18 protein-coding genes are annotated in these 19,583 nt (G+C 52.5%); 10 read left to right on the plus strand and 8 right to left on the minus strand.

Annotation, left to right across the window (positions count from 1 at the left end; translation table 11 throughout):
- From EHN07_RS20545 to mdtD, 3 genes are all read left to right on the plus strand, one after another.
- The coding region (locus EHN07_RS20545; RefSeq protein WP_208647003.1) for a hypothetical protein at positions 1-195 on the plus strand (195 nt) is incomplete at its 5' end.
- Positions 196-282: 87 nt separating this feature from the next.
- On the plus strand, positions 283-981 hold the full coding sequence (locus EHN07_RS15910; RefSeq protein WP_124025035.1) for a FadR/GntR family transcriptional regulator: 699 nt from the start codon (positions 283-285) through the stop codon (positions 979-981).
- A gap of 39 nt (positions 982-1,020) precedes the next feature.
- Complete coding sequence (mdtD, locus tag EHN07_RS15915) at positions 1,021-2,403, plus strand: multidrug transporter subunit MdtD (RefSeq protein WP_124025036.1); 1,383 nt, start codon at positions 1,021-1,023, stop codon at positions 2,401-2,403.
- Here the strand turns inward: mdtD and rbsR are convergent.
- From rbsR to kup, 7 genes are all read right to left on the minus strand, one after another.
- Positions 2,400-3,392 carry a ribose operon transcriptional repressor RbsR gene (gene rbsR, locus EHN07_RS15920; protein ID WP_124025037.1) on the minus strand — a complete coding sequence of 331 codons (993 nt, stop codon included), beginning with the start codon at positions 3,390-3,392 and terminating at the stop codon, positions 2,400-2,402. The genes mdtD and rbsR overlap by 4 nt on opposite strands.
- 2 nt (positions 3,393-3,394) lie before the next feature.
- A complete protein-coding gene (gene rbsK, locus EHN07_RS15925) occupies positions 3,395-4,324 on the minus strand; it encodes a ribokinase (RefSeq protein ID WP_124025087.1) in 930 nt (309 codons plus the stop codon).
- A 69-nt stretch (positions 4,325-4,393) separates the two neighbouring features.
- On the minus strand, positions 4,394-5,281 hold the full coding sequence (gene rbsB, locus EHN07_RS15930) for a ribose ABC transporter substrate-binding protein RbsB (protein WP_124025038.1): 888 nt from the start codon (positions 5,279-5,281) through the stop codon (positions 4,394-4,396).
- 28 nt (positions 5,282-5,309) lie between these two features.
- The gene (gene rbsC, locus EHN07_RS15935) at positions 5,310-6,275 is read right to left on the minus strand and encodes a ribose ABC transporter permease (protein ID WP_124025039.1); all 966 of its coding nucleotides are present in this window, start codon (positions 6,273-6,275) and stop codon (positions 5,310-5,312) included.
- Positions 6,272-7,786: a ribose ABC transporter ATP-binding protein RbsA gene (rbsA, locus tag EHN07_RS15940; RefSeq protein WP_124025040.1), complete on the minus strand. Its 1,515-nt coding sequence runs from the start codon at positions 7,784-7,786 to the stop codon at positions 6,272-6,274. Before rbsA ends, rbsC begins: the two co-directional genes overlap by 4 nt.
- Before the next feature lie 8 nt (positions 7,787-7,794).
- Positions 7,795-8,214: a D-ribose pyranase gene (gene rbsD, locus EHN07_RS15945; protein ID WP_124025041.1), complete on the minus strand. Its 420-nt coding sequence runs from the start codon at positions 8,212-8,214 to the stop codon at positions 7,795-7,797.
- A gap of 224 nt (positions 8,215-8,438) precedes the next feature.
- Positions 8,439-10,307, minus strand: coding sequence for a low affinity potassium transporter Kup (kup, locus tag EHN07_RS15950; RefSeq protein WP_124025042.1), 1,869 nt, complete (start codon positions 10,305-10,307; stop codon positions 8,439-8,441).
- A gap of 226 nt (positions 10,308-10,533) precedes the next feature.
- Between kup and ravA the strand changes: the two genes are divergently transcribed.
- Together ravA and viaA are read left to right on the plus strand one after the other, a co-directional pair.
- Entirely contained in the window at positions 10,534-12,027 is a 1,494-nt protein-coding gene (gene ravA / locus EHN07_RS15955) for an ATPase RavA (protein ID WP_124025043.1), read from the plus strand.
- Positions 12,027-13,478 carry an ATPase RavA stimulator ViaA gene (viaA, locus tag EHN07_RS15960; RefSeq protein ID WP_124025044.1) on the plus strand — a complete coding sequence of 484 codons (1,452 nt, stop codon included), beginning with the start codon at positions 12,027-12,029 and terminating at the stop codon, positions 13,476-13,478. Before ravA ends, viaA begins: the two co-directional genes overlap by 1 nt.
- A 6-nt stretch (positions 13,479-13,484) precedes the next feature.
- Here the strand turns inward: viaA and asnA are convergent, their stop codons facing one another.
- Positions 13,485-14,477 (minus strand): aspartate--ammonia ligase, encoded by a 993-nt coding sequence (gene asnA / locus EHN07_RS15965; protein ID WP_124025045.1) that lies wholly within the window; start codon positions 14,475-14,477, stop codon positions 13,485-13,487.
- Between the two features lie 156 nt (positions 14,478-14,633).
- Here asnA and asnC point away from each other — a divergent pair, with 156 nt between their 5' ends.
- From asnC to atpI, 5 genes are all read left to right on the plus strand, one after another.
- Positions 14,634-15,092 (plus strand): transcriptional regulator AsnC, encoded by a 459-nt coding sequence (gene asnC / locus EHN07_RS15970; protein ID WP_124025046.1) that lies wholly within the window; start codon positions 14,634-14,636, stop codon positions 15,090-15,092.
- A gap of 89 nt (positions 15,093-15,181) precedes the next feature.
- Positions 15,182-15,631: an FMN-binding protein MioC gene (gene mioC / locus EHN07_RS15975; protein ID WP_124025047.1), complete on the plus strand. Its 450-nt coding sequence runs from the start codon at positions 15,182-15,184 to the stop codon at positions 15,629-15,631.
- A gap of 372 nt (positions 15,632-16,003) precedes the next feature.
- The gene (gene mnmG / locus EHN07_RS15980; RefSeq protein WP_124025048.1) at positions 16,004-17,893 is read left to right on the plus strand and encodes a tRNA uridine-5-carboxymethylaminomethyl(34) synthesis enzyme MnmG; all 1,890 of its coding nucleotides are present in this window, start codon (positions 16,004-16,006) and stop codon (positions 17,891-17,893) included.
- A gap of 59 nt (positions 17,894-17,952) precedes the next feature.
- Positions 17,953-18,576: a 16S rRNA (guanine(527)-N(7))-methyltransferase RsmG gene (rsmG, locus tag EHN07_RS15985; protein WP_124025049.1), complete on the plus strand. Its 624-nt coding sequence runs from the start codon at positions 17,953-17,955 to the stop codon at positions 18,574-18,576.
- A 618-nt stretch (positions 18,577-19,194) separates the two neighbouring features.
- Positions 19,195-19,575 carry a F0F1 ATP synthase subunit I gene (gene atpI / locus EHN07_RS15990; protein WP_124025050.1) on the plus strand — a complete coding sequence of 127 codons (381 nt, stop codon included), beginning with the start codon at positions 19,195-19,197 and terminating at the stop codon, positions 19,573-19,575.
- The last annotated feature ends 8 nt before the right edge of the window (positions 19,576-19,583 follow it).

The raw sequence follows: 19,583 nt of genomic DNA on the forward strand, positions 1-19,583 counted from the left end.
GCGTATATTACGCTTTCCTCCTGCAGAGTCAAGCGTTTATTTTCGCTTTTCGTCTGGCTGACGGGCCGGTTGGTAAGCCGTTGTGCCGTGTCAGTGGAGGCGCAGTATAGGGATTTTACGGAAGCTGACAAGCGTTTATTGCAAAAAGATTATCAACAGTCTTTTTTTTCGACAAAAACCCTGCAAAAGCCCTGAAAGACGAGATTTTTGCTGTTTTAAACATCAGAAAAGGAGGCCCGATGGCATACTACTAACAGAAACAAAGCTAAAGGAATTGCCTATATGTCTCTCTCTGCACAACAGCTCGCGGCGCAAAAGAACCTTTCCTATGTTCTTGCGGAAAAACTGGCACAACGCATTCTTCGGGGGGAGTACCAGGCGGGTAGCATTTTGCCCGGCGAAATCGAATTGGGTGAAATCTTCGGCGTTAGCCGCACCGCGGTACGAGAAGCGGTAAAGACATTGACCGCGAAAGGGATGGTTTTACCGCGCCCACGCATTGGTACCCGCGTTATGCCTCGCAGCCACTGGAACTTCCTTGATAAGGAGCTGCTCACCTGGTGGATGACCGAGGAGAACTTTACTGACGTAGTGGAGTACTTCCTCGTCATGCGCAATAGCCTCGAGCCGCAAGCCTGCGCAATGGCGGCGATTAATGGTAGCGCTGAGCAGAAAGCATTGCTTAATGAGATGATGGCAGAGATGGTAAAGCTGAAAGCGGCATTTGACCGCCAGCGCTGGATAGAGGTCGATATGGCCTACCATGAACAAATCTATGCCATGAGTGGCAACCCTTTCCTTTGTTCTTTCGCTAACTTATTCCGTTCTATTTATTACAATTACTTCACTGCAATAACCGATAACCAGGTGATTAAGCTCGATCTGCATCAGGCAATTGTTGATGCCATTACTCAGGGCGACAGCCAGGCCGCGTTACTCGCCGGCCAGACACTGTTAAAAGAACCTTTTACTCAAGGGTAAAGCCGCGCGTTTCTGGCTGCGTTAAACATCAGGATCAAAATGACCAAAACAGCTCGCAGTATGGCCGGATTACCGTGGATAGCGGCAATGGCTTTCTTTATGCAGGCGCTGGATGCCACGATTCTCAACACGGCGTTACCCGCAATCGCCCAAAGTCTGGGGCGCTCACCGCTGGCGATGCAATCCGCGATTATCAGCTACACCCTCACGGTGGCGATGTTAATCCCCGTTAGCGGCTGGCTTGCTGACCGCTTTGGCACGCGGCGTGTGTTTATGGTCGCGGTTTCCCTCTTCACTCTCGGCTCGTTTGCCTGCGCGATGTCAGGCTCGCTCGGGGAATTAGTCGCCTTTCGCGTAATACAGGGGATCGGCGGAGCGATGATGATGCCGGTCGCCCGCTTAGCATTATTACGTGCCTATCCGCGCAGCGAACTCCTGCCGGTATTAAACTTTGTCACTATGCCAGGGCTTGTCGGCCCGATCTTAGGCCCGCTGCTTGGCGGTGTATTAGTGACGTGGGCAAGCTGGCACTGGATTTTCCTCATTAATATACCTATCGGCATTCTCGGGCTGATCTACGCCCGCAAATACATGCCCAACTTTACAACGCCACGCCGCGGTTTCGATATGACCGGTTTTCTTTTGTTTGGCCTGAGCCTGGTGTGTATTTCGAGCGGGATGGAGTTATTCGGCGAACATCTTGTTGCCAGCTATATCGGTCTTTTGACCATCGTCGGAGGACTGCTTCTGTTAGCTGCATATATCTGGCATGCCCGCCGCCACCCAACGCCGCTTATCGCCCTGCCGATGTTCCGTACCAGAACCTTCTCCATTGGGATTATCGGCAATCTCGCTTCGCGTTTAGGGACGGGATGCGTTCCTTTCCTGATGCCTTTAATGCTGCAGGTCGGTTTTGGCTATTCGGCCCTGATCGCCGGCTGCATGATGGCGCCAACCGCAATCGGGTCTCTGCTGGCAAAATCTACCGTAACGCAAGTGTTGCGCCACTTGGGCTATCGGAAAACGTTAGTGGGCGTTACGCTGGTTATCGGTTTGCTGATTGGGCAGTTCTCATTGCAGACGCCAGGGGGGGAGGTGTGGCTGTTGATACTGCCGCTGTTTATTCTGGGAATGGCGATGTCCACGCAGTTCACGGCGATGAACACCATTACGCTTGCCGATCTCACCGATGAAAACGCCAGTAGCGGTAATAGCGTGCTGGCCGTCACCCAGCAGCTGGCAATCAGCCTTGGCGTAGCGGTAAGTGCGGCGGTGCTGCGTCTGTATGAAGGTATCGAAAGTATCAATACTGTCGAGCAGTTCCACTACACCTTCCTGACGATGGGGGCTGTGACGCTGGTTGCGTCGCTGGTGTTCTTGCTGTTACGCCCGAAAGACGGGCGCAACATGATTAAGCGCTAGACGGAGCCACGCTCCACCAGCTCAGGGGTGAGAAACAGGCGCTGTTGTTCCAGCGTGGGTTGCGCCATTCGATGAATTAACACATCCACGGCCAGCTCACCCAGTTCATCTTTAGGCTGGTGAATAGTGGTGAGCGGCGGCGTCATATAGCGTGCCAGCTCAATATCGTCATAGCCGACTACCGCCATATCCTGCGGCACCTTCAAACCAGCCTGATACAAGGCATGATATGCCCCGACCGCCATGGCATCGTTGCCGGTAAATACGGCATGCGGCGGTTCTTCCAGCGCCAGCAGTGAATTCATCGCAGTGAAACCGCCCTGAAACTCAAAGTCACCGATGATTTCGTAACCTTCACGAATCTCAAGTTCTGCCTGGTTCATGGCATTGCGATAACCTTCCAGCCGCAAACGCGCCGGGGTTTTATCCTGCGGGCCAGCAATACAGGCGATTCGGGTGTAGCCATTAGCGATCAGATGCTGCGTGGCCATCTCGCCACCGAGTAAAGAATTATCCTGAATAACATCGCATTCGCCATCAAAAGGCGACCAGTCCATCATCACGGTGGGAATAGCAGGATAGCGGCTTATTATGACCGGCGAAGGAAGGTGTGTTTCGGTACATAGCAGCAAAAGGCCGTCAACGCGCTTTTGCAGCAGCGTTTCCAGATTGCGGTTCATGCGCTGTTCGTCACCTTCGGTATTACACAACACCAGGCTATAACCGCGCTCAAAGCAGCTGCGTTCAACGCCGCGCACCAGTTCAGAGTAAAACGGATTACTGCTGGCGGTGATTAACATCCCTATCGTATGCGTTTGATTGAGTTTAAGACTACGCGCCAGAGCAGATGGCGCATAGTTAAGCGTGGTGATTGCCGCATCGACCTTAGCGCGAATGGCGTCACTCACGAAACGGTCATTATTAATGACGTGGGAAACGGTAGAGGTCGAAACCCCAGCCATCTTCGCGACGTCTTTCATGGTGGCCATGATTATCCTTGCTGTTGCAAAAACTCGTCGATTTCGTGACGCCACGGCACGGAAGGTTGAGCCCCCTTGCGAGTTACGGCAATCGCGGCGGCGGCATGGGCAAAACGAATCGCTTCACTCATCGGTTTTTCTTCCAGCAACGCGGTGACCAGCGCACCGTTAAAGGTGTCGCCCGCAGCGATAGTATCCACGGCTTTGACTTTAAAACCGGGAACACGCTGGCCTTTACCTTTTTCACTCAGCCAGACGCCGCGGCTACCGAGTGTGATAATCACAGTTTCAATCCCTTTGGCATGAAGTCGCTCAGAAGCCTGCGCCGCGTCATCGTCATTTTCGACCCGCACGCCGGTCAGCTTTTCCGCTTCGGTTTCATTTGGCGTAATCATATTCACCAGCCCGAGCAGCTCGTCAGAGAGTTCACAGGCAGGCGCAGGATTAAGCACGACTTTGGTCTGGTGCTGATGGGCTATTTTCGCCGCCGCCAGCACGCTTGCCAGCGGTGACTCAAGCTGCATTAAAAGTGCTGAAGCCTCTGCGATTTTCTGCTGCTGTTCGGCCACCAGCGCTGGCGTTAATGCCGCGTTCGCCCCGGCGTGAATACCTATCACATTTTCCCCGGCACCATTGACGAAAATCAGCGCAACACCTGTAGAGACACCTTTAATAGTGCTGACCGGAGAGGTATCGATTTTGTCGTTTGCCAGCTGTTTGCAAACGCGGCTTCCGGTGTCGTCTTCACCCACACAGGCAATAAAAGCAATGTCTGCGCCGCTGCGTCCGGCAGCAACGGCCTGGTTGGCCCCTTTCCCGCCAAACGCCACCTGATACTCTTGCCCGCTGACCGTTTCACCCGGCGTCGGAAAATGTTCGAGATTAAGGATATGATCGGCATTGATACTGCCAAGAACGACAAGCTTACCGTTAGTTTTCATTTTTATCAGTCCAGTTAAGTGCGCCACTCCAGCTCCCGGAGTGGCGCGGTGCCCTGCTTTGCTTTGGTCTTATTTCGTAATCAGTTTTAAATCAACCGGGATACTGGACTCAACTTTCTCACCTTTGAGAACCTTGTCAGCGGTTTCAACGCCGATAGCACCAATCTGGTCAGCCATCTGAGCCACCGTGGCCCCCAGTTTGCCGCCTTCAACAGCTTTTACTCCATCAGCCGTACCATCGAAGCCCACAACCAGCACATCAGTTTTACCGGCGGTTTGCAGCGCACGCAGTGCGCCCAGCGCCATTTCGTCATTCTGCGCAAACACCGCCTGTACGTCAGGATGCGCTGTCAGCAGGTTCTGCATTACGTTCAGGCCTTTAGTACGGTCGAAGTCAGCAGGCTGGCTCGCCAGAACGGTAAATTTGTGTGCAGCAGTCGCTTGTTTGAAGCCTTCTCCCCGTTCACGCGCGGCAGAGGCACCGGCGATACCTTGCAGTTCGATAACTTTCGCACCTTCACCCAGCTTCTTAGCAATAAAGTCGCCCGCCATTTTACCACCGGCGACGTTATCAGAAGCGATATGGCTCACCACCGTCCCCTGATTCGCCATACGGTCGAGCGTAATGACCGGGATTTTAGCCTGGTTCGCCATTTTCACCGCATTGCCGACCGCATCGGAGTCCGTTGGGTTGATAAGCATCAGCTTGGTGCCACGAACCGTCAGGTCCTGCACGTTAGCCAGCTCTTTTGCCGGGTTGTTTTGCGAATCCAGAACAATCAGGTTGTAGCCCAGCTTGTCAGCCTCTTTTTGTGCGCCGTCTTTCAGAGAAACGAAGAAGGGGTTATTGAGGGTGGAAACCACCAGCGCGATAGTGTCTTTGGCCATTGCGTTTGCGCTTACGGTGGCGCTGAGCACCACCGCGGAAACCAGAGTAGCCAGCTTTTTCATATTCATAGTCAGATGTCCTGTAGGGTTATGATTGTTACTGCTTTTTGTTGTCCACCAGCACCGCCAGTAAAATAACTACGGCTTTGACGATCATCTGGTAATAAGAAGAAACACCTAATAAATTCAGACCGTTGTTAAGGAATCCCAGGATCAGCGCACCGATCAGCGTCCCAACGATACGCCCTTTCCCACCCGCGAGGCTTGTGCCGCCAAGTACAACCGCCGCGATGGCATCCAGCTCGTAGCCTGTCCCCGCCGTCGGTTGCGCAGAAGAAAGACGCGCCACTTCGATGATCCCAGCCAAAGAGGCCAGCAAGCCGCAAAGTGAGTAAACGATAATTTTGACTTTATTGACGCTGATGCCGGACAAACGCGTTGCCGCTTCGTTACCGCCAAGCGCATAGATATAGCGGCCCAGCCGCGTGTGATGCAGCATGTACCATGCCGCCAGGAAGACAACGCCCATAATCCACACCGGCGTCGGGATCCCCAGCGGACGGCCAATACCAAACCAGCCAAACAGATCGGCGTTATCAGAAAAACCGGTGTTCACCGGACTGCCGTTGGTATACACCATGGTCACACCACGCAGCAGAAGCATCATCACCAGCGTGGCGATAAATGCCTGCACTCGCCCTTTAGCGACGATCGCCCCGGTCACGGCCCCGATCGCGGCACCCAGCGCCAGCGCTCCGGCAACGGCCAGTAGCGCATTCACTTCCAGGCCCACAATCGATGCGGCTACCGCTCCGGTGAGCGCCAGTAAAGAGCCCACGGACAGGTCAATCCCGGAAGTGAGAATAACCAGCGTCATCCCCACCGCCATAATGGCGTTCACGGAGGTTTGTTGCAGGATATTGAACAGATTATTGACGGTAAAAAAGTTCGGGCTAAGGCTCGAAACCACCGCAATCAGCACCAGCAGTGCGATCAGTGATTTTTGCTCTAACAGCCACGCTTTAGTGAACCAGCGACGGGTCGGAATAGACTGGGTACTCATTTTGCAGACTCCTGATTCACGCGATTTAGCTTACCGACGGCGGCCGCCATAAGCATTTCCTGGGTGGCCTCTTCGCGAGTAAATTCCCCGCCGGTATGCCCTTCATGCATCACCATAATTCGGTCGCTCATCCCGAGCACCTCGGGCATTTCGGACGACACCAGAATGATGCTTAACCCATCGGCTTTGAACTGATTGATTAACTGATAAATTTCTTTTTTTGCCCCCACGTCAACGCCGCGTGTCGGCTCATCAAGAATTAATACTTTCGGGCGCGTCATCAGGCCACGGGCGATCGCCACTTTTTGCTGATTGCCACCGGAAAGCAGGCCAATGGGCTGTTCCATCGACGGGGTTTTCACGTTGAACAAACGGATAAAGTCCTGTACCGCTTGCTGTTCATCTTTGTGCCGCAGGCTACCCACGTTATGGCTGAAATAGCGCAGCGCGGTCAGCGACATGTTCTCTTTTACCGACATGCCGAGCACCAGGCCGTCGCGTTTACGGTCTTCAGAGATGTAGACAATACCGTTTGCCAGGCCGTCCTGCGGCGAACGCGTCACTACTTCACGGCCATTCAGCGCCACATAACCGCCGGTACGCGGCAGTGCGCCATACAGCACTTTCATTAATTCGGTGCGACCCGCGCCCATCAAACCGGCAACGCCGAGGATCTCGCCTTTGCGCAAGTTGAAACTCACGTCATGCACGCCGGGCCCGCAGAGGTTATCAACGCGCAGGAGTATTTCACCGGGTGCTTTATCCAGATGGGGATATTGCTCTTCAAGCTTGCGCCCGACCATCATTTCGATAAGCGTATCTTCAGTGAGCGTATCCACTGCGCGTTCAGCAATAAATTGCCCATCGCGAAACACAGTTACGTCATCACAAATCTCGAAGATTTCTTTCATGCGGTGCGAGATATAAACGATGCCGCGCCCCTGAGCTTTTAGCTCGCGGATCGCGCGGAATAAAGATTCGGTTTCGGTATCCGTCAATGCGTCAGTCGGTTCGTCCATCACAATGACTTTCGACTCGAAGCTCAGCACTTTGGCGATTTCGACCATTTGCTGATCGCCAATCGACAGGTCGCCCACCAGTTTCTGGCTGTTAAAACGCAGGTTGAGTCTGGCGAGTAATTTATCCGCTTCGGCATACATCGTGTGCCAGTCGATTTTGCCAAAACGGTTGACGAATTCACGGCCAAGGAAGATGTTTTCCGCAATGCTGAGCTGCGGGATCAGGTTGAGCTCCTGGTGAATAATACCAATGCCCGCTTCCTGTGAGGCTTTCGGGCCATGAAAGGTGGTTTCTTTACCCAACCACCGCAGCGAGCCCGCATCGCGTTGATAGATGCCGGTGAGCACTTTCATCATGGTGGACTTGCCCGCGCCGTTTTCGCCCACCAGCGCCATTACGCGTCCTGGATAAACGTTCAGCGCCGCACCGGAAAGGGCTTTTACTCCCGGGAACGACTTATCGATCCCTTTTAATTGCAGTAACGGTTCCATGGCTTGCCTCAGAATGTGACGCCTGCACAGAGAATGATATTCGCATACGGGGAACACTCCCCGCTGCGAATAACCGCCCGACTCTCCGCGGTGTGCTGCTTGAACTGCTCATGACTGATGTAACGAACCGCAATGGTGTTTCCCTGGTGTTGTTGCAGCTGCCCGATGTAACTGAGCAACGTTTCGTGGAGCTGGGGATTATGCTGTTTTATTTCCGAAGCTAAGATCGCCGCTTCAACCTGCATCTCTTGTGTTACGACTTCAACGACCTGCATAAAACCTGGTACGCCGTGAGTCAGGGCCAAATCAATACGCGGTGTCGCGTGTGGAATGGGCAACCCGGCGTCAGCAACCACCAGCGTGTCGGTGTGGCCAAGACGGGAAATAACGGACGAGATATCAGCGTTGAGAACTTTGCCTTTCTTCATTTTTTTACTCCACCAGCGAAACGTTTCGCTGAGGTAAAGTGTAGGAAATGTAGTGATGGGAAAACAACCAGCGCGTGACGAAAATGTGATCGCTATCGAAACGTTTCGCCGATCTGTGGCAAAACAAAGGAGATAAACGTGCGGACATAAACAAGGAGAAAAACAGCAGGCAAAGATGACGGTTTCGATGAAAAAACGCCCCTTCGGATGAAGAGGCGCAGTGATTAGATCTCTACCTGGGTTCCTAACTCGATAACCCGGTTGGGTGGAATTTCGAACTGGTCAGGCGCGCGCAGGGCGTTGCGTTGCAGGGCCATAAACAGCTTACCGCGCAGGCGTAAATACCATGGACGTTTGCCGATAATCAGCGACTCATGCGACATAAAGAACGATGTCTCCATCATGCGGCAGCTCAGCCCTTCCAGGCCGCAGCGGTGGAACACCTCCTCCACGTTTGGCGTTTCGCGCCAGCCATAGCTTGCGACTACGCGCCAGAAGGTTGGCGAAAGCTGTTCAATAGCGACACGGCGCACGTTATGAACGTATGGCGCATCTTCGGTGCGCAGCGTCAGCAGTACCACCCGCTCATGCAGCACTTTGTTGTGCTTGAGGTTATGCAGCATCGCGAAAGGGATCACGTTCAGCGCACGGGACATATAAACCGCGGTGCCCGGCACACGTACCGGCGGCGATTTTTCCAGTGAGGCAATCATCGCTTCCAGGGAATTTCCATGCTCATGCATACGACGCAGCAGGCGGAAACGTTCGCTTTTCCAGGTCGTCATAATGATCAACATCACCAGCGCCAGGCAGAGCGGCAGCCAGCCCCCGGAGAAAATTTTCACCACGTTTGCCGAGAACAATGGAATATCGATACACAGGAATGCAAAACCCATCAGCAGCACGGCAATTCTGTTCCAGCGCCAGCTTTGGGCGGCAACCGTACAGCAAAGAATAGAGGTCAGTACCATAGTACCGGTTACCGCAATACCGTAAGCGGCCGCCAGGTTGCTGGAGTGCTCAAAACTGACAATCACGATAACCACCGAGATATAGAGCAGCCAGTTAATAGCCGGCACATAAATCTGCCCGGATTCCATTTCCGAGGTGTGGATAATGCGCATTGGCGACAGATACCCCAGACGCACGGCCTGGCGCGTCAACGAGAACACGCCGGAAATCACCGCCTGAGAGGCGATAACGGTGGCAAGCGTTGCCAGAATCATCAGCGGGATCAGCGCCCAGTCAGGCGCCAGCAAGAAGAACGGGTTCTTAATCGCTTCCGGCGTTTTAAGCAGCAGCGCGCCCTGGCCGAAATAGTTCAGCACCAGAGACGGCAGCACCACGGAAAACCAGGCAATGCGAATCGGCAATTTACCGAAGTGGCCCATATCGGCATACAGCGCCTCAACTCCCGTAATAGAAAGCACCACCGCACCGAGTGCAAAGAACGAAACGGTTTTATATTCCAGGAAGAAGTGTATCGCCCAGGCAGGGTTCAGCGCCTGAAGCACTTCCGGGTTGGCCATAATACTGCGCGCGCCTAACACCGCCAGCACCAGGAACCACAGCATCATCACCGGAGCAAACAGTTTACCCACCATACCGGTACCGTGTTTCTGAATCATAAACAGCAGCGTCAGGACCACTATCGACAGCGGCACGATGTAGGCGTCAAGCTGCGGTGCGGCTATCTCCAGCCCTTCAATGGCCGACATCACCGATATTGCCGGCGTGATGACCACCTCGCCATAGAAGAAGCTGCCGCCGATCAATCCCATGATCACCAGCACCGAGGTCATTTTTGCCGAAGTATGACGCCCAGCCAAAGACATCAGCGTCAATATACCGCCTTCACCCGCGTTATCAGCACGCATAACAAAAGTGAGATATTTCACCGAGACGACCAGGATCAGCAGCCAGAAAATCAAAGACAAAAAGCCAAATACGGCGTCGCGTTCTACGCCAAAACCAAATTGACCAGACAGACATTCCCGCAGGGTATAAAGCGGGCTGGTACCGATATCACCGTATACCACCCCAATTGCAGCCAGCGTTATCGCAGGCAATGATTGTTTATTATCAGCGCTCATAGACTAATCTTTTGTTGGAATCCTGAAAGCGTGTGCTTAGTCCCTTGGCCCACAAAAAGGCGCACAGTATGCACGATAATCAAGGAAGTCATACCTCTAAATACCACAGGCTTAACTTATGTCAGGGAAAAAATAGCCGTACATCAATCCATTAACGCTAATATAGCTGAACGATATACTCGCTAACCCACTGGGGTTTATACCGCGTAAGGATGCAATGCTAATTATGGCTCAATCACGTTTGTTGGCTGAAAGAATTTCACGGCTTAGCTCAGCGCTGGAACAAGGATTGTTTGAACGCAGCCACGCGGTGCGGCTTTGCCTGCTGGCAGCGTTGAGCGGTGAAAGTGTGTTCCTGCTTGGCCCGCCGGGTATCGCCAAAAGTTTGATTGCCCGCCGCCTGAAGTTCGCCTTTCAGCATGCACGCGCTTTTGAATACCTGATGACGCGCTTCTCCACGCCGGAAGAGGTGTTTGGCCCGTTATCCATCCAGGCTTTAAAAGATGAAGGCCGCTATGAGCGCCTGACCGCGGGCTATTTGCCGGAAGCGGAAATCGTCTTTCTTGATGAAATCTGGAAGGCCGGGCCTGCGATCCTCAATACCCTGCTGACCGCCATCAACGAACGCCGTTTTCGCAACGGGGCCAGCGAAGAGAAAATCCCGATGCGTTTGCTGGTGGCGGCATCCAACGAACTCCCCGAAGCCGACAGCAGCCTGGAAGCGTTGTATGACCGAATGCTGATTCGCCTGTGGCTCGATAAAGTGCAGGATAAAGGTAATTTCCGCTCGATGCTCGTCAGCCAGCATGATGAAAACCACAATCCGGTGCCGGAAAATCTGCAGGTTTCTGACGAGGAGTATTTCCAGTGGCAAAAAGAAATCAGCACGGTTTTGCTGCCAGATACTGTTTTTGAGCTGATTTTCACTTTGCGCCAGCAGCTAGAAAATATACCGGGCGCGCCTTATGTTTCCGACCGCCGCTGGAAGAAAGCCCTGCGCCTGCTGCAGGCCAGCGCCTTCTTTAGCGGGCGCAATGCCGTCGCCCCCATCGATTTGATCCTGCTAAAAGATTGCCTGTGGCATGACACTGCCGCGATGAATTTAATGCAACAGCAGCTGGAAGTATTGATGACCGGGCACGCCTGGCAGCAGCATGCCATGCTGAGTAAATTAGCCGCCATCGTGCAGCGCCGCATCCAGCTGCAGCAGCAACAGAGCGACCGCGAAGCGATTACCGTCACCAAACAGGGCGGAATGTTCAGCCGTCGCCCGCAGTACCAGCTGCCTGATTATCTGACGGGGGAAACGCTGACGCTGCTGCTTCAGCAGCCGTTGAAACTGCACGATATCGAGGTTATCCATATTGCTGTTTCCCGCGAAGCCTGTGCTCAGTGGTTAATAAAGGGGGGTGAGCTGCGCGGCAAACTCAACGGTATTGGTTTTGCCCAGGTCTTGAACATCGAGGTCGATAGCAGCCAGCATCTGGTTTTGCGCGATATCAGCCTGCAAAGTACACGCCTGATGATGCCCGGCAAACAGCAGCAGGGGATGCCGGAAGAGATCAAACAGCAGCTCGACTCTCTGGAAGCGCTGCTCCACCAGCAGCATGAGCGCTTTAACGACCAGCAAAAATGCCTGTTTATCCACCAGCAATGGCTCGGGAAAATTGAAGCCAGCCTGCAGGACATAGCGGAACAGATTAAACAGGCGCGCCACTGATGCTCAGCGTTGAAGCTCTTGATGCAATCCTCACCATTGGCGAGGGAGAGCTTATTGAAGGGATCATAGTCGCGTTGCTGGCCACTCCTCAGCTGGCGCTGTTTTTTGAAAAATTCCCGCGGATGAAAAACGCGGTCACCAGAGACATTCCCCGCTGGCGTGAATTACTTCAGGCGCGGCTGCATGAAACTAATGTGCCGCAAGATCTGGCACGTGAAGTTCTGTGCTATCAGCAAAGCCAGCTGCTCACCAGCAGCCAGCTCTCGGCAGCACTGCCGCAGATTTTACTGCTGCTGGAAAGCCTCGATTCACCGTTTTTTGGGCAGATGCAAAAAACGGTGGCTGAAACGCCTCATCTGACAGCCGCACAGCAAACCCTATTTTTGCAGCGCTGGCGGCTGAGCCTGGTGGTACAGACGACATCGCTTAACCAGCAATTGCTGGAAGATGAACGTGACCAGCTGCTGGCAGAAGTTGAGCAGCGCCTGGCGTTAAGCGGCCAACTTGAACCGGTTATGGTCGATAGTGATAACGCCGCCGGGCGGCTGTGGGATATGAGCGCAGGAACGCTTAAACGCGGGGATTACCAGCTTATCGTTGAGTACGGCGACTTTCTTGCCGGTCAGCCGGAATTGCTGAAGCTGGCTGAACAGCTAGGGCGTTCGAAAGAAGCCAAAGCCGTGCCAAAGCAAGATGCGCCAGCCGAAACCTGGCGCATGCTGGTACGCGAGCCAGCATGCGTACCGGAACAGGTTGATGGATTGCAGCGTAGTGATGACATCTTGCGTTTACTGCCGCCCGAACTGGCAACGCTCGGCATTAGCGAGCTGGAGTTTGAGTTCTACCGCAGGCTGGTGGAAAAGCAATTGCTGACCTACCGGTTACATGGCGATGCCTGGCGCGAGAAAGTGGTTGAACGTCCTGTCGTGCACCAGGATTTTGACCAACAGCCGCGCGGGCCGTTTATTGTTTGTGTGGATACATCCGGTTCAATGGGCGGCTTTAACGAACAGTGCGCCAAAGCTTTTTGCCTGGCACTGATGCGCGTGGCGCTGGCCGACAACCGGCGCTGCTTTATTATGCTGTTCTCCAGCGAAGTGGTGCGTTATGAAGTGTCTGGAGCTGATGGAATAGAGCAGGCGATCCGTTTTCTGAGCCAGCGCTTTCGCGGCGGTACCGATCTGGCGAGCTGTTTTCGAGCGATCGCTGAAAAAATGCAGGGCAGTGAATGGCATGACGCCGATGCAGTGGTGATTTCAGACTTTATTGCCCAGCGGCTGCCGGATGAGGTGGTGATGCAGGTTAAAGATCTCCAGCGCCGCCACCAGCATCGTTTTCATGCGGTGGCGATGTCCGCCCATGGCAAACCCGGCATCATGCGCATATTCGATCATATCTGGCGCTTTGACACCGGGATGCGTAGCCGCCTGCTGCGTCGCTGGCGGCGTTAATCATGCTTACAGCAGCGATGCGACTTTAGCGTGAACTTCTGAGGGCCACACTCCGCACTGCACCTGGCCGATGTGCGGCTGTTGCAGTAACAGCATCACCAAACGCGACTGCCCGATGCCGCCGCCAATAGTTTGCGGCATTTCACCTTTCAGCAGGGACTGGTGCCACTCAAGCTGCAGACGATCTTCATCGCCGGTGGTCGCCAGCTGACGCTGCAATGCTTGCGCATCCACGCGGATCCCCATAGAAGAAAGTTCAAACGCATCTTCCAGCACCGGGTTCCAGACCATGATGTCACCGTTCAGCCCCTTAAAATCACCCAGGCTGGCTGTAGACCAGTCATCATAATCGGGGGCGCGAACATCGTGGCGTTTGCCATCCGCCAGCTTACCGCCGATACCGATCAGGAACACCGCGCCCAGCTCTTTAGCAATCGCTCTCTCCCGCCCTTTGGCATCCAGATCGGGGAAACGGCGTTGTAATTCTTCACTATGAACAAAGTGAATTTGTTCGGGCAGGAAAGGCGTCAAACCGTACTGTTCACTCACAGCGGCTTCCGTGGCTTTCATTGCCGCCCAGATGCTTTCTACCGTTTGCTTCAGCGTACCGAGATGGCGCTCGCCTTCACCCATTACACGCTCCCAGTCCCACTGATCGACATACACAGAGTGAATTGGGGTTAAACGATCTTCATCGGGGCGCAGGGCTTTCATATGCGTGTAAAGCCCTTCGCCCGCGCTGAAGTCGTGCTGGCCGAGCGTTTTTCTTTTCCATTTAGCCAGCGAATGCACCACTTCAAACTGCGCTTCCGGCAAGGTTTTCACCTTAACCTGCACCGCTTTTTCACAACCAGACAGATTGTCCTGAGTGCCATCCCCCACGCGGCTAAGAATCGGCGCCTGGACCTCGATCAAACCAAGCTTATCTTCCAGCTGACGGGAAAAATGGGACTTAACAAAACTAATCTGACGTTGTTTAGCGATCCAGGCAGTTTTCATAGCGTTCTCTTTATTGTGTTGTTTTACTGCCGATGATTAAGCAACAAGAAGGGCATCACATTCAATAATCAACAATAAAAAAGCCTTACCTGTTTTTAATTAACTAATTTAAGGCTATAAAAGCTGAACTATCGTTATTAATCATAGGAAAAAGTGATGGATAATTATCAGATCGACAATCTCGATCGCGGCATCCTCGAAGCATTAATGGCAAATGCCCGTACCGCATACGCAGAACTGGCGAAACAATTCGGGGTTAGTCCCGGCACCATTCACGTTCGCGTAGAGAAGATGAAACAGGCAGGAATCATTACCGGTGCGCGTATCGATATCAGCCCGAAGCAGCTGGGTTATGACGTCTGCTGTTTTATCGGCATCATCTTAAAGAGTGCCAAGGACTATCCTTCTGCCTTAGCTAAACTCGAAAGCCTGGAAGAAGTGACCGAGGCGTATTACACCACCGGCCACTACAGCATCTTTATTAAGGTGATGTGTCGATCAATCGATGCGCTGCAACAGGTACTTATCAACAAGATCCAAACAATCGATGAAATTCAGTCCACTGAAACGCTGATCTCCCTCCAGAACCCGATCATGCGCACCATCAAGCCCTGAGGAATATTTTTAATACCCATATTATCCACAGGTAGTAAGCAGCCCTTACACAGCGTACAATGCCCATCGTTTCGAAAAGGTGGGCAGCAATGACAGACATTACTCTGATTAGCGGCAGTACTCTGGGCAGCGCCGAATATGTCGCTGAACATTTGGCTGAGAAGCTGAATGAAGCAGGTTTTTCTACCCGGACGCTTCATGGACCCCAGCTCGAAGATCTAAAAACCAGCGGGATCTGGCTGATTGTCTCTTCCACGCATGGCGCCGGAGATCTTCCTGACAATCTGCAACCTTTGTTCGATGCAATAGATGAAGCGCGCCCGGATCTGAGTACCCTTCATTATGGTGCAGTCGGGATCGGCAGCCGTGAATATGACACTTTTTGCGGCGCGATTGAGAAACTGGACACGCTTTTGACCGAGTGTGGCGCTAAAAGAGTGGGCACTTTACTGAAGGTGAACATCCTCGATCACGATATTCCTGAAGATCCAGCCGAGATTTGGGTCGGATCCTGGAAGAATTTACTCCAGGATTTGTAAAGATCTGACTTTTATCTGTGTATAAGTATGCTTAAAAGCTTGGGTTAAGCAGTAGTTATCCCAATAACAACTGCTGTTCACTTTTTGAGTTGTGCATAACTACTACTTTTGATCCCAGCTTATACGTTCTGGGATCACCGATCATTCACAGCTAATGATCCTTCTTAATTGGTTGATCTCTTTGCCATAAAAGCGGTTATCCACAGAACATGTCGATCCTAATAAGAGATCATAATAAAGAGATCTTTAAATAAAAAAGATCTTCTTTTAATTACCGACGATCCCGATACTTTCTCGAAAGGCTAAAGTTAAGTAGAATCGCCAACCCCGGGAATCACTCATCCCCCATTTGCAAAACCGTGAGGCAGTACCATGTTTTATCCAGATCCTTTTGACGTCATCATCATTGGCGGGGGTCATGCAGGCACCGAGGCTGCAATGGCCGCTGCACGGATGGGCCAACAAACCCTTCTTTTGACTCACAATATCGACACGCTGGGACAGATGTCCTGTAACCCGGCAATCGGCGGTATTGGCAAGGGACATCTGGTTAAAGAAGTGGATGCTTTAGGCGGTTTGATGGCCAGAGCTATCGACCATGCCGGTATCCAGTTTAGGATACTAAACGCGAGCAAAGGGCCTGCGGTAAGGGCGACGAGAGCTCAGGCTGATCGAGTGCTCTATCGCCAGGCGGTACGCACCGCGCTGGAAAACCAACCCAATCTGATGATCTTCCAGCAGGCTGTTGAAGATCTGATTGTCGAGAACGATCGCGTTGTGGGTGCTGTTACGCAAATGGGCCTGAAGTTCCGCGCAAGATCCGTGGTACTGACCGTCGGGACATTCCTGGATGGCAAAATTCATATCGGGCTGGATAACTACAGCGGTGGCCGTGCAGGCGATCCGCCGTCCATCTCCCTGTCTCGCCGTCTGCGTGAACTGCCACTGCGTGTCAGTCGTCTGAAAACCGGTACTCCACCTCGTATTGACGCTCGCACCATCGATTTCAGCGTGCTTGCCCGGCAGCATGGCGATACCCCGATGCCGGTGTTCTCGTTCATGGGAAATGTGAATCAGCATCCTGCGCAAGTACCGTGTTACATCACGCACACCAATGAAAAAACGCACGACGTTATTCGCAATAACCTCGATCGCAGCCCGATGTACGCGGGCGTTATCGAAGGGATTGGGCCACGTTACTGCCCTTCCATTGAAGACAAAGTGATGCGTTTTGCCGACCGTAACCAGCATCAAATCTTCCTTGAGCCTGAAGGCTTAACCAGCAATGAAATCTATCCAAACGGTATCTCCACCAGCCTGCCGTTTGATGTGCAGATGCAGATCGTCCGTTCGATGGAAGGGATGGAAAACGCGAAGATCGTACGTCCGGGCTACGCTATCGAGTATGACTTCTTCGATCCTCGTGACCTCAAACCAACGCTGGAAAGTAAATATATCCAGGGCCTGTTCTTTGCCGGGCAGATCAACGGCACTACCGGTTACGAAGAAGCCGCTGCGCAAGGTTTGCTGGCAGGCCTGAACGCAGCTCGTTTCTCTGCTGAGAAAGAGGGCTGGGCACCGCGTCGCGATCAGGCCTACCTTGGCGTACTGGTTGACGATCTTTGCACCCTGGGCACTAAAGAACCGTACCGCATGTTTACCTCGCGTGCGGAATATCGCCTGATGCTGCGTGAAGACAACGCCGATCTGCGTTTAACCGCGGCGGGTCGTGAAATGGGCCTGGTCGATGATGAACGCTGGGCGCGCTTTAACCAGAAGCTGGAAAGCATCGAGCTTGAGCGTCAGCGCCTGAAAGATATCTGGCTGCATCCGCACTCTGAAAGCGTGGAAGAAGTGAACGCGAAGCTAAGCGCCCCGCTGTCGCGTGAGGCCAACGGTGAAGATCTGCTGCGCCGCCCGGAAATGACCTATGCCAGCATGATGGAGCTGTCCGTGTTTGCACCGGGCCTTGCCGATCCGCAGTCTGCTGAGCAGGTTGAGATCCAGGTTAAATACGAAGGCTACATCGCTCGCCAGCAGGAAGAGATCGATAAACAGCAGCGCAACGAGAATACCGTGCTGCCAGCCACGCTGGATTACAGCCTGGTAAGCGGGCTGTCCAACGAAGTCATCGCCAAACTTAACGATCACAAACCGGTGTCGATCGGACAGGCGGCGCGCATTTCCGGGATCACCCCTGCCGCGATCTCTATTTTGCTCATCTGGCTAAAAAAACAGGGGCTACTGCGTCGCAGCGCCTGATAACATATTGATTCGGGCCAGGTTATCCTGGCCTCTTTTTTTAATGGGTACCGATAACCGTGCTTAACAAACTGAATCGCCTGCTGGATAGCGCAGGTATTACGCTGCCAGAAAACCAGAAACAACAGCTGATAGGCTATGTTGAACTGCTCCACAAGTGGAACAAAGCCTACAACCTGACCTCAGTTCGTCTTCCTGATGAAATGCTGGTGCGCCATATTCTGGACAGTATCGTTGTAGAGCCGTACTTGCAGGGCTCACGTTTTATCGATGTCGGAACTGGTCCCGGTTTACCAGGAATCCCACTGGCGATCGTGCGTCCAGACGCGCATTTTACGCTGCTGGACAGCCTCGGTAAGCGTGTACGTTTCCTGCGCCAGGTTCAGCATGAGCTTCACCTTGATAACATCACGCCAGTACAAAGCCGTGTAGAAGAGTTCCCGGCCGAGCCACCTTTTGATGGGGTTATCAGCCGTGCTTTTGCCTCAATGACTGACATGGTGAGCTGGTGTAAACATCTGCCTGCTGAGAATGGTCGCTTCTATGCGCTCAAGGGATTGCGCCCGGATGATGAAATTGCAGCCTTACCCGCAAGCTTCACGGTTGAAGAAGTTATTCGTTTACAGGTGCCAGAGCTTGATGGTGAACGCCATCTGGTGATGATTAAGGCAAACAAAAATTAATTTTTATCAAAAAAATGCAAAAAAGGATTGTTTCGTTAAGGTTAAAAATAGCGGGGAAAAGGCCTGCAACCTCTGGTTACATTTCACTTGATTGTAACTTATAGGGTTAATGTTGTTAACCTGCCGGCTTTATTAAGTGTGACAATAGTAAACATTGAAAATATAAGCTTGCTAAATATTGGTTAGCTATCCAGTGCCGATAGTTGTTAAAATTTTAATAAAAAATGTCAATGGGATGTTTTGTTAATGTTTCTGGCTATTTTAAATAGCGTAGACATTAATCAGCTTATTTATCAGTTATCTGTGTTTTGCGCTTAATTATACGGATAGATGTATCCTGGCTACGCAATGTTTGATTTGTGATCTGTTTCACGGTTTATTGCGCGATTATTTCGGTTTTTTACACTTTCAATGAAAATAGCGCCGATTCAGGAAAAGTTGAAAAATAACTGCCCAAGGAAATATTTAAACATTTGTTCACCTTTTTGCTACTTATTGTTTGAAATCACGGGGCCGCACCGTATAATTTGCTCGCTTTTTGAGACTTGACTCAAAGACGTAAAGGCAGTTTTATACCAGCGCGACATACCCCAAAGGGAGCAGGAGCCAGGATACGCTATGTCTGTGTCGCTATTGAGTAGAAACGTTGCTCGTAAGCTTCTTTTTCTTCAGCTACTGGCAGTGATAGCAATCGGATTGCTGTTTTGCCTCAAAGACCCCGCGTGGGGCGCTTCTGCTTTTGGTGGAGGCCTGGCAGCCTGGCTGCCAAATGCGGTATTTATGAATTTTGCCTGGCGTCACCAGCTGCATACACCGTCAAAAGGCCGACTGGCCTGGACTTTCGCCATTGGTGAAGTGTTAAAGGTGCTTGCGAGCTTTACCATCCTGGTGGTGGCGTTAGCTGGCTTTAAGGCGGTATTGTTGCCGCTTATTGTGACGTGGGTTTCGGTGCTGGTTGTGCAGATACTCGCACCAGCTGTAATTAACAACAAAGGGTAAGAGGCATC

It is taken from the genome of Buttiauxella warmboldiae (genome assembly GCF_003818135.1).
Classification (GTDB): Bacteria; Pseudomonadota; Gammaproteobacteria; order Enterobacterales; family Enterobacteriaceae; genus Buttiauxella; species Buttiauxella warmboldiae.

Coding starts and splice junctions, on each gene's coding strand:
- EHN07_RS15910 (WP_124025035.1), top strand. CDS start 283: ATGTCTCTCTCTGCACAACAGCTCGCGGCGCAAAAGAACCTTTCCTAT.
- mdtD (WP_124025036.1), top strand. CDS start 1,021: ATGACCAAAACAGCTCGCAGTATGGCCGGATTACCGTGGATAGCGGCA.
- rbsR (WP_124025037.1), bottom strand. CDS start 3,392: ATGGCCACCATGAAAGACGTCGCGAAGATGGCTGGGGTTTCGACCTCT.
- rbsK (WP_124025087.1), bottom strand. CDS start 4,324: ATGAAAACTAACGGTAAGCTTGTCGTTCTTGGCAGTATCAATGCCGAT.
- rbsB (WP_124025038.1), bottom strand. CDS start 5,281: ATGAATATGAAAAAGCTGGCTACTCTGGTTTCCGCGGTGGTGCTCAGC.
- rbsC (WP_124025039.1), bottom strand. CDS start 6,275: ATGAGTACCCAGTCTATTCCGACCCGTCGCTGGTTCACTAAAGCGTGG.
- rbsA (WP_124025040.1), bottom strand. CDS start 7,786: ATGGAACCGTTACTGCAATTAAAAGGGATCGATAAGTCGTTCCCGGGA.
- rbsD (WP_124025041.1), bottom strand. CDS start 8,214: ATGAAGAAAGGCAAAGTTCTCAACGCTGATATCTCGTCCGTTATTTCC.
- kup (WP_124025042.1), bottom strand. CDS start 10,307: ATGAGCGCTGATAATAAACAATCATTGCCTGCGATAACGCTGGCTGCA.
- ravA (WP_124025043.1), top strand. CDS start 10,534: ATGGCTCAATCACGTTTGTTGGCTGAAAGAATTTCACGGCTTAGCTCA.
- viaA (WP_124025044.1), top strand. CDS start 12,027: ATGCTCAGCGTTGAAGCTCTTGATGCAATCCTCACCATTGGCGAGGGA.
- asnA (WP_124025045.1), bottom strand. CDS start 14,477: ATGAAAACTGCCTGGATCGCTAAACAACGTCAGATTAGTTTTGTTAAG.
- asnC (WP_124025046.1), top strand. CDS start 14,634: ATGGATAATTATCAGATCGACAATCTCGATCGCGGCATCCTCGAAGCA.
- mioC (WP_124025047.1), top strand. CDS start 15,182: ATGACAGACATTACTCTGATTAGCGGCAGTACTCTGGGCAGCGCCGAA.
- mnmG (WP_124025048.1), top strand. CDS start 16,004: ATGTTTTATCCAGATCCTTTTGACGTCATCATCATTGGCGGGGGTCAT.
- atpI (WP_124025050.1), top strand. CDS start 19,195: ATGTCTGTGTCGCTATTGAGTAGAAACGTTGCTCGTAAGCTTCTTTTT.